The 14,462-nt window shown below is 65.5% G+C and carries 14 protein-coding genes; 7 read left to right on the top strand and 7 right to left on the bottom strand.

Going from position 1 to position 14,462, the window contains the following annotated elements:
* Positions 1 to 98: 98 nt before the first annotated feature.
* Complete coding sequence (locus BJY14_RS22030; RefSeq protein ID WP_179845360.1) at positions 99 to 569, bottom strand: ATP-binding protein; 471 nt, start codon at positions 567 to 569, stop codon at positions 99 to 101.
* Positions 570 to 853: 284 nt separating this feature from the next.
* On the opposite strand from BJY14_RS22030, the gene BJY14_RS22025 reads away from it, so the two are divergent.
* Both BJY14_RS22025 and BJY14_RS22020 read left to right on the top strand, forming a co-directional pair.
* Positions 854 to 1,765: a helix-turn-helix domain-containing protein gene (locus tag BJY14_RS22025; protein ID WP_218905548.1), complete on the top strand. Its 912-nt coding sequence runs from the start codon at positions 854 to 856 to the stop codon at positions 1,763 to 1,765.
* Positions 1,766 to 1,775: 10 nt separating this feature from the next.
* Complete coding sequence (locus BJY14_RS22020; RefSeq protein ID WP_141579831.1) at positions 1,776 to 1,982, top strand: DUF397 domain-containing protein; 207 nt, start codon at positions 1,776 to 1,778, stop codon at positions 1,980 to 1,982.
* Between the two features lie 418 nt (positions 1,983 to 2,400).
* Here the strand turns inward: BJY14_RS22020 and BJY14_RS45435 are convergent, their stop codons facing one another.
* The 3 genes from BJY14_RS45435 to BJY14_RS22010 are packed head-to-tail and all read right to left on the bottom strand — an operon-like array spanning position 2,401 to position 5,206.
* Entirely contained in the window at positions 2,401 to 2,901 is a 501-nt protein-coding gene (locus BJY14_RS45435; RefSeq protein ID WP_312879350.1) for an NUDIX domain-containing protein, read from the bottom strand.
* Positions 2,898 to 4,115: a DegT/DnrJ/EryC1/StrS family aminotransferase gene (locus BJY14_RS45430; RefSeq protein WP_246396028.1), complete on the bottom strand. Its 1,218-nt coding sequence runs from the start codon at positions 4,113 to 4,115 to the stop codon at positions 2,898 to 2,900. Before BJY14_RS45430 ends, BJY14_RS45435 begins: the two co-directional genes overlap by 4 nt.
* A complete protein-coding gene (locus BJY14_RS22010; RefSeq protein ID WP_179845357.1) occupies positions 4,112 to 5,206 on the bottom strand; it encodes a Gfo/Idh/MocA family protein in 1,095 nt (364 codons plus the stop codon). The genes BJY14_RS45430 and BJY14_RS22010 overlap by 4 nt, the downstream gene beginning before the upstream one ends.
* 127 nt (positions 5,207 to 5,333) lie before the next feature.
* Here BJY14_RS22010 and BJY14_RS22005 point away from each other — a divergent pair, with 127 nt between their 5' ends.
* Positions 5,334 to 6,839 (top strand): peptide deformylase, encoded by a 1,506-nt coding sequence (locus BJY14_RS22005; RefSeq protein WP_179845356.1) that lies wholly within the window; start codon positions 5,334 to 5,336, stop codon positions 6,837 to 6,839.
* Positions 6,840 to 7,036: 197 nt separating this feature from the next.
* On the top strand, positions 7,037 to 7,312 hold the full coding sequence (locus BJY14_RS48015; protein WP_312879794.1) for a hypothetical protein: 276 nt from the start codon (positions 7,037 to 7,039) through the stop codon (positions 7,310 to 7,312).
* A gap of 104 nt (positions 7,313 to 7,416) precedes the next feature.
* Here the strand turns inward: BJY14_RS48015 and BJY14_RS21995 are convergent, their stop codons facing one another.
* Positions 7,417 to 7,668 carry a LuxR C-terminal-related transcriptional regulator gene (locus BJY14_RS21995; protein WP_376770050.1) on the bottom strand — a complete coding sequence of 84 codons (252 nt, stop codon included), beginning with the start codon at positions 7,666 to 7,668 and terminating at the stop codon, positions 7,417 to 7,419.
* A 1,190-nt stretch (positions 7,669 to 8,858) separates the two neighbouring features.
* The gene (locus BJY14_RS21990) at positions 8,859 to 9,854 is read right to left on the bottom strand and encodes an RNA polymerase sigma factor (protein WP_179845355.1); all 996 of its coding nucleotides are present in this window, start codon (positions 9,852 to 9,854) and stop codon (positions 8,859 to 8,861) included.
* Positions 9,855 to 10,261: 407 nt separating this feature from the next.
* Between BJY14_RS21990 and BJY14_RS21985 the strand changes: the two genes are divergently transcribed.
* Entirely contained in the window at positions 10,262 to 10,657 is a 396-nt protein-coding gene (locus BJY14_RS21985) for a hypothetical protein (RefSeq protein WP_179845354.1), read from the top strand.
* 188 nt (positions 10,658 to 10,845) lie between these two features.
* Here the strand turns inward: BJY14_RS21985 and BJY14_RS21980 are convergent, their stop codons facing one another.
* Entirely contained in the window at positions 10,846 to 12,189 is a 1,344-nt protein-coding gene (locus BJY14_RS21980) for a tyrosine-type recombinase/integrase (RefSeq protein ID WP_179845353.1), read from the bottom strand.
* Between the two features lie 464 nt (positions 12,190 to 12,653).
* Between BJY14_RS21980 and aac(6') the strand changes: the two genes are divergently transcribed.
* Together aac(6') and BJY14_RS21970 are read left to right on the top strand one after the other, a co-directional pair.
* Entirely contained in the window at positions 12,654 to 13,127 is a 474-nt protein-coding gene (gene aac(6') / locus BJY14_RS21975) for an aminoglycoside 6'-N-acetyltransferase (RefSeq protein WP_179845352.1), read from the top strand.
* 301 nt (positions 13,128 to 13,428) lie between these two features.
* Positions 13,429 to 14,307, top strand: a complete 879-nt coding sequence (locus tag BJY14_RS21970) for an ATP-binding protein (protein ID WP_218905547.1) — start codon at positions 13,429 to 13,431, stop codon at positions 14,305 to 14,307.
* The last annotated feature ends 155 nt before the right edge of the window (positions 14,308 to 14,462 follow it).

The following is a 14,462-nucleotide window of genomic DNA, read 5'->3' as shown; positions in this document are numbered from 1 at the left end:
GGATTCCGGGGGGGAACAGCCACCGACCGCACGACGGGCCGGCCGGGGGATGGCCGGCTAAGGATGCGCACCGTGGGGGTGCGGCGCGCGTCCCAGTCTCAGCGGTTGATCAGGGCCCAGGCGGCGTGGCCGTCGACACAGTCGTACTGACCGGTCTCGTCAGCGTAGGCATCTGCCAGGATCAGTCCGCGTCCGTGCTCAGCCGGGTCTGTGTCCTCGCCGGTCCGAGCGGGGATGGGACCGTCGTCCAAGACTGTGAGGCGCGTCTGCCGGCGATTAATGCAGAGTTCGACCCTGATCCGACCGCCGGGCGCTCCACTAGCCGAGTGCCACAGCGCGTTGGTGCCGTACTCGCTGACGATCAGTTCGAATGCCTCGGTCAGTTCCGCGTCGTCGGCCAGCAGCAGGTGGACCCAACGACGCAGCAGGGGCACGGCGTCAGTCACGCCTGGGACGTCAACGTGCCAGAAGTGACCGTCCCTGTGAGCTTCGGTGTTCGTTCCGTCGGCGGTGGCCTGGCGCGGCGTCGGTGCCCTTGAGGCGATCAATGCGCCGTCCAGGTCCGGCACGACGGAAACGGTGTCGTCACACGAGGTCCCGAGTGTCATGGTAGATCTCTCGGGACTCTGGAGATCGGGCGCCGCCAGGGCCCTCGAAGCTATCCTCATCCATACCTCCCTTGAGGAGTGAGGCCGCGCGGCCGGGCGAGGGCTCCAATCCATAGCCCGGCCGCGCGGCGGTATCTGATCAGCGACGACAGCCTCTGCATCGACAAAGATCAATCTCTGTAGAGGCAACTTTCGCCACACACTGTGACTCGTCGCACACAGTCAGTGTGCTGGGTGGCATACTCATGTGCAACTGCTCTCGTGAAATTTCTCCTGAGATGGAAGAGGTGGGGCGCGCGGTGACCTCCCCGACGGTCCGACGCCGACAACTCGGCATGGAACTCCGTCAGTTGCGCGAGGCGGCAGGGCTCACAGGTGACCAGGTCACCGAGCGCCTGGGCTGGTACGGAGCGAAGGTCTCGCGGATCGAGAAGGGACGGATCTCCGTCCCTTGGTCGGACGTCATGGATCTCCTTGATCTCTACGAGGTAGACGATCCCGCCACTCGTGAGGCGCTCGTCCAGTTGGCCAAGGCGGCGCGGCAAAGAGAGTGGTGGCAGCCCTACAGCGACATGCTGAGCAAGAACGCCCGAACCTACATCGGTCTGGAGTCAGCGGCGGAGTCGCTCCGGACGTACCAGCCATCCTCCGTCCCGGGCCTCCTGCAGACTTCCGACTACGCGCGAGCGATCATCACCCGTGCCGGACCGCTGACGCTTGGGGAGGACGAGATCGGACGCCGCGTCAGCCTCCGGATGAAGAGACAAGCCGTCATCACCGAGGCGGGCACCCTTCGGCTCTGGGCAGTACTGGACGAGGCCGCCCTCTACCGCGAGATCGGTGGACCCGAGGTCATGCACGAGCAACTCATGCACTTGGTCGAGATGGCGCATCGTCCAGGAGTCGACATCCAAGTCATGCCGTTCAGCGCAGGTCCACACGCCTCACTGAGCGGCATGATCGGAGTCTTCAGCTTTCCCGGCTCGGACCCCGACGTCGCTTATGTCGACAGCGTCTCGGGCACCCTCTTTCTGGAACGTGCCGCCGACGTCCACGCCACGACCAGTGCATTCCAGCACCTCAGCGCGACCGCCCTCAGCCCTGCGGCATCTGTCGACCTGATCAAAGCCATAGCCGGTCGTCACCAGACCAGGTAGACAAGTAAGCATGATTCCGGATTTCGGCGAAGCTTCTTGGATCAAGAGCACACGCAGCCAGCAGACGACGGATCAGTGCGTCGAACTAGCGGGTGTCAGTGGCTACGCGGCCGTACGCGACTCCAAAGATCCGGAAGGTTCCAGGCTCGTACTGACGGGCGGGGCCTGGCGGAGGCTAAGTCGCCAGATCAAGGCCGGCGCTCTCGACCGGGGATGACCTGGTTCAGGAGCCGGCCCGGCTGCACCGCAAGCACGTGCACTCCTCCGCTGAGGGCCTCGTAGCGTCACCTCTAGGCAGTGAGGTGTGACGCTCTTCCTGCAGATGTCGGCCTGACGCCTCCGAGCTCAGCAATCGCACAAACGGGCATGGCCGTTCTGGAGCCTGGGCCCACACCGCAGATATCCGCCACGCCGACGGTCAGTGCGATGACCCCGCCCACCGGGTCTCGTCATTCGGCTGGGCAGGGACGTTCCTAATTAGTAGCGCCGTTAGACGGGCACTGCGGACACGAGCACCGCCCCGGGTGTCGGTGCAGCGAGGCGATGTTGTCGGCGTAGACCCGTCGGTCCTCAACCGTGGAGGTGTCCTCGGCGCCGTCGACGGCGAGGAACGCATAGGTGCGCCCTGCTCGCGCTCAATCTCGCCGGACTTTCGTGCTGCTTTGCTGCCAGGGGCATGAGGCGGTCCACTCTAGGATTGCTCGAGCGGTCTCTTCAGTGACGTCGGAGTCGTTCAGGTCGGCGGGGCGGAGCCATCGATAGGCGGTGTGCTCGGTGCTCAGAACGATGGACTGGCCGTGGTGGGGCACGCCGAACGTGTACTGGCGAGCTTTGCGACCGGATCCAGAGGTGTAGTCGAAGTGAGTAACGAAGCCGGGATCGAGGACGAGTTGTCCGGTCCAGCCAATTTCCTCAGCGAGTTCGCGCTCCAGTGCGGTGAGCAGGTTCTCGCCTGACTCGACGCCGCCTGAAGGAAGTTCTTCGATGCCGGCCATGAACGTGTCCTCAGCGGAGCGGCGCAGGATGAGCACCTGGTCATCGGCATGAACGATGGCGCCGACCACGAGTTTGGTGATGCCGTCGTGGTCGGCGTCGGCGTGGAGTCGCTGGATGTCGAGCCCGGATGCGGTGGTCACGCTGGCAGGGTAGTCCGGCCAGGCGGCGCGGCGAGGGCGTTGAGGGCTCGGTCGAGGATGTTGATCGCGGTGTCGATGAAGGCGTGTCCGGCCGGTCCGTCGTCGGCGGGAACGTTGATCCGTAACGAGGTGGCGGCCAGGCGTTCGGCGACGTGCGGTTCGCAGCGGAGACATGACGTCTTGTAGACGGTGACCGGTGATCTGGGCGCGGCGAAGACGGGGTAGGTGTGCAGCGGCCGCATCGCGTCGCAGGTGCTGATCTCGCCGTATCCGCACTGCCGGAGAGCGCGGAGAAGATCCTCGCGGGAGAACCCGGCAGCGTGTGGGTCGATGGTGAACACGAAGGCGTAGAAGGTAGCGGTTCGGTCGGGGCCTGTCGGGGTGAGCACGCTGATGCCAACTCGTCCGGCCAGGAAATTCTCCAGACGGGCGGCGTGGCTTTGGCGAGCGAGTAGCCAGTCGTCCAGGCGTCGCAGGTAGACCTCCGCCATCGCCAGCCCGAGGGGATGCGCCCGGTATTTGAGTCCGAGTCCGGTCTCGGCGAACCGGTACAGCGGCGACTCGGTCCTCACCTCGGCCAGGGCACGTTTGTTGAAGTGTCCAAGGAGTGTCGCCTTTTCGTAGACCTCGCGGTGCGGGGTAGTCAGGATGCCGCCCTCGCCTGCGGTGATGGTCTTGCGGCCCTGAAGGCTCCAGCAGGCGGCGTCAGCGAGTTCGCCGACGCTGACGCCGTCGCGGGTGGCGCCGTGGGCGTGGGAGCAGTCCTCCACCAGCGCCAGCCCGCGCGCATCGCACCAGTCCCGCAGCCGGCGGGCGTTCTGTGGGTTGCCCCACATGTGCGTGATGACCACGGCTTTGGTGCGGTCCGTGAGCAGTTCGGCCGCGCGTCCAAGGTCGAGTTCGCCGTGGATGTCGACGTCGGCCAGGACCGGCACGGCACCCAGTTGGAGCAGTGGGGTTGCGGTGGCGAAGAAGGTGTAGTCCTGCACGATCGCCTCGTCGCCCGGGCCAAGGCCGAGCGCGTAGTAGGCCGAATGCAGCGCGGCGGTGCCTGATGAGGTCAGCAACGCATGCGAGGCGTTGTGGCGGGTGGCGAACGCGTCCTCGAACCGGGCGATGATCCCTGACCGGTCGTAGATGGAAACGGTCGTGTGCAGTTGCCGGGTGACCGCGGCGGAGACCTCGGCGTCGATGGGTGGCCACGTGGATGTCATGATGCGCGCCCTTCCAGGGTGGGGACGGTCACCGGAGCAGCGCCGGCGCAGGAGGCCACATGGGCGGGACGACCCAGCCGCACCGAGGTGTAGGCCGCCTCCATCAGTGCGGTCGCAGCGATGCCGATGCGGGCCTCGGCAGCGGTGACCGCTGTGTCGCCGAGGGTCTGGGCGTGGTGGCACAGCATCGCCGCCCACGGATCGTCGTCGGCGGCTGTTACCTCGGCATGGTGGGTTCGTCCGGCCGGAGTGGTGATGCGAAGCACCGACTGGTCGCCCGAGATCGTGATGCGTCCTTGCTCAGTGACCAGGTCGATCTCGTCGGCGCGCTCTTCGCAGCGCGACAGGTGCACGGTGCCTGCGCATCCGTCGACGTGAGTGATGGTCAGGTGGGCGCTCTCCTCCACCTCAACGGCGGGCCGATGCACCGGGGAGCCGGTGGTGACCGCGTATACGGTGGCCGGTCGCGCGGAGGGCCCTCCGGTGAGGCGGCTGATCAGGTCGAAGGCGTGGTAGCCCAGGTCGCAGATGGCGCCACCGCCCGCGCGTTCAGCCGAGGCGCGCCAAGTACCGGTGTAGTCGCCGGTAGGACGGGTGATCCGGATTCGGTACGACAGCAGCCGTCCCCAGGCCGCCATCCGGTCGGTAGCGATCTGCAGCAGCTGCAAGTGTGGACGATGCGCCAGCACTCGCACATTGCGGGGTGCCAGCTGAGCGGCCTGCTGAAGCGTGAGGGCGTAGGGCTTCTCCTTCCACACCGCGATGTGCGCGTCGGTCAGCCGTAGCGTCGCCTCTTGGTGCAGGTCGTGCGGACAGGCCAGGATCGCGACCTGGTACGGGCCTGCGGCCAGAGCTCGGTCCAGCTCGGCGAACACCGAGACGTCATCGACCAGCCGCCCTGCTTGTGTCAGCCCCGCGATCCGGACGGCGACGGCGGGATCGGGATCACAGATAGCTGTGACCCGCGCGGTCGGCATGGCCCGGTGCAGCGCCGGCAGCAGCACATCAACGGTGCGCTGACCGGCGCCGACGATCAGGAGCCGCCAACCCTGATCGGCGACTGGCGAGTCGGGGGGAGCCAAGCGAGTCATCGAGAGCCTCCTCGAGGTTGTCGTCACCAGGGAGGTAACCCTCGATACGGTCTGTGAGGCCACGCTGACGGGACCTCATTCACGGTTCATTCATTCGCTCAGCCTGGATTGAAGAGATGATTAGGACATGGGCGTTCAGCACTCCGCCGATGATCCAGCGACCGCCTCCGCCGAGGGGACGCCTCCGTTCGGCGAGGCTTTGACCTGGTGGCGCGAACACCGCGCGATGTCGAAGAAGAAATTGGCGGCGGCGATGGGCTTCGACCCGTCCTACGTCAGCCATGTTGAGGCTGGACGCCATCCAGCCAGTGAGGACTTCGCCCGTAAGGCCGATGGCGTGCTCAGCGCGGATGGTTCCTTGTGGCAGGCGTGGCGAGCCGACGGGCCGACCCGAGCCGCCAGCACCAGCGCTGGCGCAAGCAACGTCGAGGGCCTGGTCGTGGAGGAGGACCATGCCCGGTTGGAATACGACGGGACGACGTACCGGCCGATGCAGCGGCGTCGGCTGTTCAACGGCGGTGCTGAACCTGTTACCCGCTACCTGATCCGCATTAGCGTCGACCGCTACCCCGGCCGTCCCGACCAGTCCAATGCCTTGTATCGGGCCCGGCCGCTCACCTGGGATGAACTCGCACTGAGCGCGTCCTGCGATGGCGAACCCATGAAATGGCGCCCCAAGCAAGATCGCGACTCGTTCAAAGAGGCGTGGCTGTGCCTGGACAACGACCGCGGGCGCTTCCCGCTCTACCCCGGTCAGCACTCGACCATCGAGTATGGCTACCAGGTCGACGACGGGCGATGGGGCCCCTGGTTCCAGCGCGCCGTCCGCCTACCTACACGTCGCCTGTCGGTCGAGCTAGTGTTCCCCGCCGAACTGGACCCGGTGGTATGGGGCACCGAGACCTCCACCACCGCCGAAGCCGTCCCCCTGCGCACCCCCATCACCCGCACCGTGGACGGGGATCGGCTGATGTTCTCGTGGGCCACCCAGGACCCGCCGATGGGCGCTCGCTACCGGTTGGAATGGCGGTTCCGCGCCCGCGACGACGATGCCGACCAGCCACGTCTCGAACTACGCACCGCAAGCGATCGTATGAAAGCGGCTGGCATCGTCCAGCATGGCGAACCGATCCTGGCCGCGACCGCCCGCCCGTTCGAGCTGCCCGCCGAAGCCGCTGAGGCCAGGGATGTCATCGACCGGTTGTTCGCCGCGATGCAGCGAGTCCGTGAGCATCACGTGTTCGGCAAGGGCATGGGGCTGGCCGCCCCACAGATAGGCATCGAGCGCGCCGCCGCCGTCATCGCCCCACCGGATCCCGACGCCGAGCCGCTCGTGCTGCTCAACCCCCGTGTGATCAACGCGTCTTCCGAGACCGACGAGCAATACGAGGGTTGCCTCAGCTTCTTCGATGTGCGCGGCCTGGTGCCCCGTCCGCTCCGGCTGGAAGTCGCTCATACTCGTCTGGACGGGCGGTCGGTGGTCGTCGTCCTGAACGCTGCACTCGCTCGCTTGACCGGGCACGAAATCGACCACCTGTACGGGCATCTCTACACCGACCGGATGCGCGAGGGCGTCCACCCGATCCCTGTCGAGGACTACCGCGGAACCGGCCATGCATGGTCCTACCGCTGAACGCCCATGACCGATGACCCGACGGCAACCTTCACCCGCGCTCGCGCCGCGGCAGGTGTCCTGTTCTTCAACGAACACGACCACATCATGCTGGTCGACCCCTCCTACAAGGACCACCGTGACATCCCCGGCGGCTACGTCGAGCACGGCGAAACCCCCGCCAGGCTGCGGAACGTGAAGTTGCTGAAGAACTCGGTATCCACCCGGAGATTGGGCGGCTCCTGGTCACCGACTGGGCCCCTAACGAAGCCGAAGGCGACAAGGTCCTCTTCCTCTTCGAGGGTGGCGCCCTGACCACCGACCAGCTCACCGTCATCCGTCTGGATCCAGGCGAATTGGTCGGCTGCGACTTCTATGACATCGCTCAGATCCATGCCCTGACCATCCCCCGCCTGGACCGCCGTCTCGTCCATGCCCATGCAGCCCACTGCGACGGCAGCACCCGCTATCTAGAACATGGCGAGCACACCTGAGCTAGCCACTCCTCCACAGCCCGGTAGTCGACCTGGGTGAGGCCACTTTTGGGAATCGGCGTTGGTGTCGTCACGCAGGTGCTCGCGCGGAGAGAAGCACGGGATCAGATCAGTTGGCGGCGGGCAGCCCACACAACCGCCTCGATCGGGCTGTTCACCTCAAGTTTGTCGCAAATCGTACGCAGGCGGCGGCGCAGGGTACGGGCAGACAACTCCAGCTTGCGGGCGGCAATATCGGCGGTGACGCCAGAGGCGATCTGAGCCAGCAGCCGAATCTCCTCTTCACTTAGAAGTTGATCCTCAACAACCCGACGTTGCGCGAGGGTGGTGAAAGCGCTAGACGCTGGGCCGACCATGGTAGGCGTTTCCGACGGGATCGTGGTGGGATGAACTGGAGCCGCGCTGCCCCCTTGAGGCTCAACAACGGTCGGTTGCTCAGGAGTTGCTCGCAGGCTCTGGTTGTCGACATCGACCAGCAGCCATCCACGTGCGCTTGTCTCTTTTACTCTGACGCCTACAGATCGGAACTTCGCTGCGAGGTCAGAGGATCTCGATCGATCAGGAACAGTGTGCGACAGGCAGTCGGTGTACAGCGCGTTCGTGAGCATCATGGTAAGGCCAGCACCGGCCTCGGCCATCGCTCGTTTGGCGACCGGGGCATCCAGGAGTCGGTAGGTCAGATTAATGGCTTGGCCGAGGACTCCGTGCTCGTCAGCGCGGACGAGACCGGTGTGAGCGGCTATGCGGAGGCGCAACGCAGCTTCGGCGGTACGCACCTGATTGTGCTTGCGTACCTGGAGGCTCATCTCGTCAATGAGCCGAAGGAAGTCGGCCGTTCGGGGGGGTGGGGGAAACACCATCAGTAGCCCGTCGCCCCGATCTTCGGTGTAAACGTCGTTCCATCCTCCCTCGATGCTTTTATCAACTGCCCGCTGCAGGACGTGATACATGGCGTCCCGCAGGGCCACCCGGTGGTGGTCAGCGCGGTCAGGACGGCTGAACCCAGTGATGGTGACGGCCATGATCAAGGCAGGTTTAAGGTCCAGCGGGGAACGTGGCCGCTGGAGCGCTTGGGCGGTGTCCAGAATTTCGGCGATCAGTTCATCGTCGGGCTGGTCACGCAGTCGGCGAGCGCCGGAGGACCCCAGGTCGGTGTGTTCGAGCAGACTAAGGGCTCGCAGTACTCCTGCCAGGGTCTGGCGCGTTGACGGTTGATTGACGATCTCGCGCCATGGGGGCAGCTCCTGGCCGGCGTCGGCCACCTGCTGCAGCCGTCGGTTGATGGTGTCGAGATGGAGTACCGCGGCGCCTGCGGTCGCTTCGGCGATCAGTACGTCAAGCGAGGTAGGCGTATCGGCGGGTGCACGGTTGCGCAGCATTTGCCACAGCTCCACGGCTTGCCGTTGCAGGGCAGCCTGGGGCGAACGGATCAATGAGCTCGTCTGAACCGTATTGTCCCCCCTTGCGGAGACAACGCTCTGCCCGGTACCGATGTGACTGCCGCTGTGGAGGTTGTGGGTGCTGGCGTGGTCGCTGGCGCCGGTCATCATCGATCACCCTCCTGTACCGCGTCGTCCCGGCTCACTGTGGTTCTCAATCGGCCAAGCCGAGTCCGCAGTGTCTTCTCGTTCATCTCCAGAGCGGCGGCAGTCTCCTTGATCGTCTTGTCGTCCAGGATCATCTGCGCAGCGGCGCGAGTCTGCGGATTAGCGATCTTCTCCAGGATCTGCCGACGGTGGTCGCGTTTCAGCGCCGATTCGCTGGTGGGGTCTTCCCACCACGTCGCGCTCGTGGTTAGGGCGACCTCGGCCTCTTCGGGAGAACGCTCGGACCGGCCGATACGGTCCCAGCTGTGCTGCTCGCGGGCCCAACGGTCGTAGACATTAGGGAACTGGAACAGGCAAGCGCCAATGAAGAAGGTGTTCAAGCTGGCGCCCTTATTCGGATCCCAGCGGCCAGCCGCCAGCACTTTTGTCATGAAGTACTGCAGCGCACGGGTGACGGTCTCACCGACCAACTCCAACCGATCCTCGCGGCTCCAACGGCCAGGCCCGTACTCCGCCAGGCGGATCGGTCGCCCCCTGGCATTGCATTCCTTGACGATCTGCCCAGTGCGGGTCCAGCTCATCATCACCGCCAGCGCGTAGGCGACCGTCTCGGCCTTCCAGGTGGTGGTGATCGGTCCTCTAAAACCCTCGGTCCGCATGTCCATTACCAGTCGCTGTTGCTCCGCGCGGTGCTGAGCGCGTTCGGTCAGCGCCTTAGTCTCCGGGTCGAAGAAGTCCTGGTCCTCGAACTCCACCGCGGCGACCTCGGCCTCCAAGGCACGCAGCTGCCGCTCGGTGACTGCCAGCCCACCGTCAACTCCAGCTTGCACTTTTTCGAACTCGTCCTCAGCATCGGCGTCTGTGCCGGTAACGGCGTGCTGAAGAGGGGGTTGTGGTGAGGTGCTGGCCGGGGTGGCCTGATCCGGACGCTCGCCGTGTTGTATCGGGGGCGAGTCGGGCCGTGGCGGCTCCCCAGCCTCCTCGGCTCGCCCCATCAAGGTCCTCCAGCGGGGGTCTGGCCCGGATGGCCGTACCTGTCAGCGATGTAGATGACGCCGCGGCCGGTTTGCCTCACTCGTTCTCGACTTTTTCTCCGCCCAGACCAACTCGGCATGGAACGCCTTTGATGTGAGGCAATCCCATCCCACAGCGATCTACAGCCATCGGCGTACGGCACCGCTCACACATCGGCATCACGACAGCCGCCGAGCCACGCACACAGTTGGAGACGCCCATCATGGCCACTACTCGTCCGCCCCGCACCACCCGACGCCGGCCCCGGCCACAGCCGGACACCGTCGCCGCGCCCACCTCACGCTCCGGGGCCAGCGGACGGAGGTCGGCCAGCGCAGCCGATCAGGCCAGCATCACTGCCTCTGGGACGCGGGTGCAGGCGTGGCCATTGACGACCCTGCTGCTGGGGCTCGCGGCCTCCCCTACCGGCGCCGCCCTGGCCGTCTGGCAACAGACCGACAATGTGGGACTGGCATTCAAGATCGCCTTTTTGGTCGCCGCGCTCGCGCTGCCCATCGGTCTGGCGGTGGTGTTCCAGGACTCCCTGCAGACCTGGATCCGGCACCGCCCGGAGATGCGTCGCACCCGCGACGACGGCCGCGCTCTGCGCGCCACTACCAAAGCTGCGCTGGCTGGTCCTCACGACTCCCCGGACGTGGCCACCCGTAAACGCGCCGACGCCCGCACCTACGCCCGCGACCGCGGCTGGACCAACTCGACCGTCCTGGGCGACATGATGGCCATCACCCGCCACCGTCTCCCGACTGACAGCGCCGGGCACTGACAGTGCAGAGGGTCATGCCGATGCAGCCCAGCGATCGAGTGCTGAGCGTCTCCTGGTGGGTCCTGAACGTCGGCGCCGTCACCAGCACCAGCGCGCGCCACGGGGATCGATAGATAGCTGCGTTCAGGTCTGTCGATAGAGAAGGGCCGGGGTCTCCGGCCCTTCTGCAGAGGTTGCGCCTGTTGGTGCTATCGATTGTCGGCCCGACGCCGGGTCCTAGCGAGGGCCTCCAGGGCGGTTTCGTCGGCGTCAGGGAGGGTGTGTAGGTAGCGCTCGGTTGTGGCGATGGAGGCGTGGCCTAGGCGTTCCTTTACCACCTGGAGGTCGGCGCCGCCGTTCAGGAGCCAGGAGGCGTGGGCGTGGCGTAGGTCGCGCATGGTGGGTTTGAAGTTGAGGCCAGCGGCGGCCAGGGCGGGGTTCCAGATGTTGCGGCGGAACCAGTCGTTGGGGATGTGGCCGTCGGTCTCTCGGACGCGGCGGGGGCGCGGGTTGTCCTTGCCTTTCGCGCGGCGGGCGGCTCGGTAGAGGGAGAAGGCGCCTCGGCAGTAGTCGCAGCGGCAGCGGCCGGCGGTGTAGCCGCTGAGGGTTCCGTGATTGTAGGTGCGGCCCTTCTCGTTGGGTTCGGTGCGGCCGAGTGTCTTCGGGTCTGGGATCTCGGTGATGCGGGCTCGGGGCTTGTCCTGGGGCGGCATCTGGAAGAGGAGGTCGTCCCGGGTCAGGTTGGCGGTTCGGATGTGGTCCTCGAGCTTCTCGGTGATCTGGACGCTGAGCTTGAAGCGGCGGTACTCCTTGTCCTTCGGGTAGTCCTTGACGAGGAAGTGGCGGCCTTCCGGGTGGAACTGCGGGTTCAGCTCGACGACGGTGCGGCTGACCGTGAGGATGCGGGTTCTGAGGTTGATGTCCTTCACGCGCAGCTCGCTGAGTTCGCCCCAGCGGAGGCCGCTCTCGACCTCGGTTTCGGCGAGGAGGCGGAAGGTGCCTTCGGGGAGGGCGTTGTAGACGTCGTTGAACTGCTCGGGCGTGATGATCTCGAGGGGCTTGCGGACGACTGGGGGCGTGCGGACGCCGCGGCAGGGGTGGAGGAAGGTGACCTGGTCGTCCATCGCCGTGGTGAAGATGGCGCTGAGGATGATCTTGTTGTAGCGGATGGTCACGGGCTTCATGCCCTGGTTCTTCAGGGCCGTGATCCACGCGCGGACGTGCTCGGGGAGGATGTCGATCATCCGCATCGAGCCGAACGTCGGCATGATGTGCTTGTAGATCGCGTACGTGTAGCCCTCACGGGTGGTGGCCTCGACCTCGTGGTTCGGGAGCCAGACCTGCTCGACGTAATCCTTGAACCGCTGCTTTCCGCGGCCTGGATCGCCGGTTCGGCCTCTGGAGACCTCCACCTCGGCTCGCTGCCATGCCTTGTCGGCTTCTCTTTTGTTGGAGTATGTCCCGGCTGACCGCAGGCGGCCCTTGATGTCGACGTAGCAGGCCGTGTAGCGGTACTTTCCGTTGTTGCCTTTGCGCTTCTTCGCGTATCCCACGAGGCGATCTCCCCATGATCATCCGTCCGTGATTTGTCCGTGGACGGTGGCGAACCGGTCATCCTCGTCCGTGAGCGCCTGGCACCGGAACCCGCCGTCCACCTGGGAGTTTAACGCGAATCCGCTTTACCTGCATGACCCCCAAATGGCCATGATTTGGAGTTCGGGACGAAGAGGCCGCGGGTTCAGATTCGATTTACCCGGGAGAGTTTCTAGGCCGTCAGATATTGCATCGTCCACGGCTCGCTAGTTTGAGGTTGGACGATGTTGGGCCTGCATTATGGCGAGGTTCGTGTCGGCGTTGGCGTCAGGTCGACCGCTCCATTCAGCCGTACCGCTAAAGTTGGGCGCGCGTCCTTCGGTCCCCGCTTTGAGAGTGAGAGAAGGGGCAGAGGTGTCCGGTCCTTCTTATCGGCCTATGTTGGCTAACCTCAGTGCTCCGCGGTCCTGAGATGATGAGGATCATGGAGCTACGCGGGGACAAGGTCTTGTTGCGGCCCGTGGCACGCGGTGATGGTGAGGTTCTCGACAGGATCGTTCGGGAGCCGGAAGTCGCGGCGTGGTGGTCGCCTCCGGAGAGTTACGAGCGCATGCTCGCCGTTGTCGTCGAGGGGGAAGTCGTTGGAGCGATCCAGTTCCACGAGGAGACCAAGACGGAGTACCGCCACGCTGGGATCGACATCTTCTTGACGGCGCGGCTTCACGGGAAGGGACTCGGTACCGACGCTGTGCGCACGCTGGCCCGGTGGCTGGTGCGCGAGCGCGGGCATCACCGGCTGGTCATTGATCCCGCTGCGGCCAACGCGGCTGCGATTCGCAGTTACCGCAAGGTCGGGTTCCAGCCCGTGGGGGTCATGCGAGCGTACTGGCTGGACCACCGTACGGGTCTGTGGCAGGACGGCCTACTCATGGATCTGCTCGCCGAGGATCTCAGCTGAGGTCGGACGCCCAGGCAGCGGGTGTGAGGTGATGCGGGCTGCACGCATTCTTCGTTTGTGTGCGTGTGGTGTGGGCAGTGTGACCTTGCCTCGTCCTGTGTTTACTAGCGTCTCCCGCGCGCATCTTCCTGTTTCGGTTGAAGAGTGTTGGGCCGGCGGGGCGGACGCTGGACACTTCAGGAGGGGGTCGCAGGTTGGCTGCTGTGGGCGCGGTCGCTGGGCGCGCCTCGGGCTTCCCGTCGCTCGTTCATCCTCGTGGCCACGATCACGGCGGGTGTCGGGGCACCGGCAGGATGGGGCCGTGCCAAAGAATCCGCCGGAATCGATGCAGTTCCGCCTGCGCCAGCGCCTGAACCGCCATGCGCTTGAGCGCTGGCCTCACGTGGACGCCATCACGGTCCAGATCCGCCGGGGATTCGCTTATGTGGCAGCCGAGTTGCCCGGCAGAAAGAGGCTGCCGCTATGCCGGCTGCGATATGACGGCGGTCTGCACACCTGGGGCTTCGCTCTGTACCTGGCCGGCAGCGAGGTCTATCGTGATCAAATCCTGCCCGGCGGCCTGCCCGTTGGGTCCCCGGAAGAAGCTCTGGACTGCGCAGGCGACCTTTACCTCAGTGCTCTGGCGCCGGTCATCCGGGTGCCGGCAGGACTCGTTGTCCTCGTTGGTCCACCTGCCTCGGACAAGACCAGCTTCGTCCGGGCACTGATCGAGCGTCGGCAGATCGATGCCGAAGCCGTGGTGTCCAGCGATGCGATCCGCGCAGAGCTTTTCGGGACCTCACCGATGGAGGCTGAATCAGATGCGGCGGACGCACTGATCTTCGAGACACGTGACCGCAGGATCGTTGCCAGGCTCTCCGCGGGACGCACCGTGGTCGCCGAGTCGACTAACGTCACACCACAGGCACGGGCGCGACTCATCGCCATTGCCAGGCGCTTCAACGTCCCGGTGACCATGCTGCGATTCGACCCGGACGTGACCGGTCTACTTCAGCAGTACACGGAACGAGGCCGTACGGATCTCACCGCTGCGGAGGTGCGTGCCTACGCCGCCGTCATGGCCCGGGACGCCAGTGCCGACCAGCTCCGGTCCGAAGGTGCAATGAACGTTTACGATGTTCCTGGACGTCGCCAAGCGATCACGCCCGCTGAGGCCGCCGCGCGTTTCTTCCTTGCCTGACGCCGCCGCAGAGAACATCGGTACAGCCATTTCGCTCCATGGCAACGCTGTCAGCCAATGGCTGGGTGGTCGTGCCAGGCCGTGGCCGTGCTGGGTACCTCGGGCGATGAATCGTCCTTGGTGAGCCTCCGCAGCATCTTGCGTGTTCTGGCATC

Source organism: Actinomadura luteofluorescens (assembly GCF_013409365.1).
In the GTDB taxonomy this organism is placed as follows: domain Bacteria; phylum Actinomycetota; class Actinomycetes; order Streptosporangiales; family Streptosporangiaceae; genus Spirillospora; species Spirillospora luteofluorescens.
This window is presented reverse-complemented; position numbering and strand designations above follow the sequence as displayed.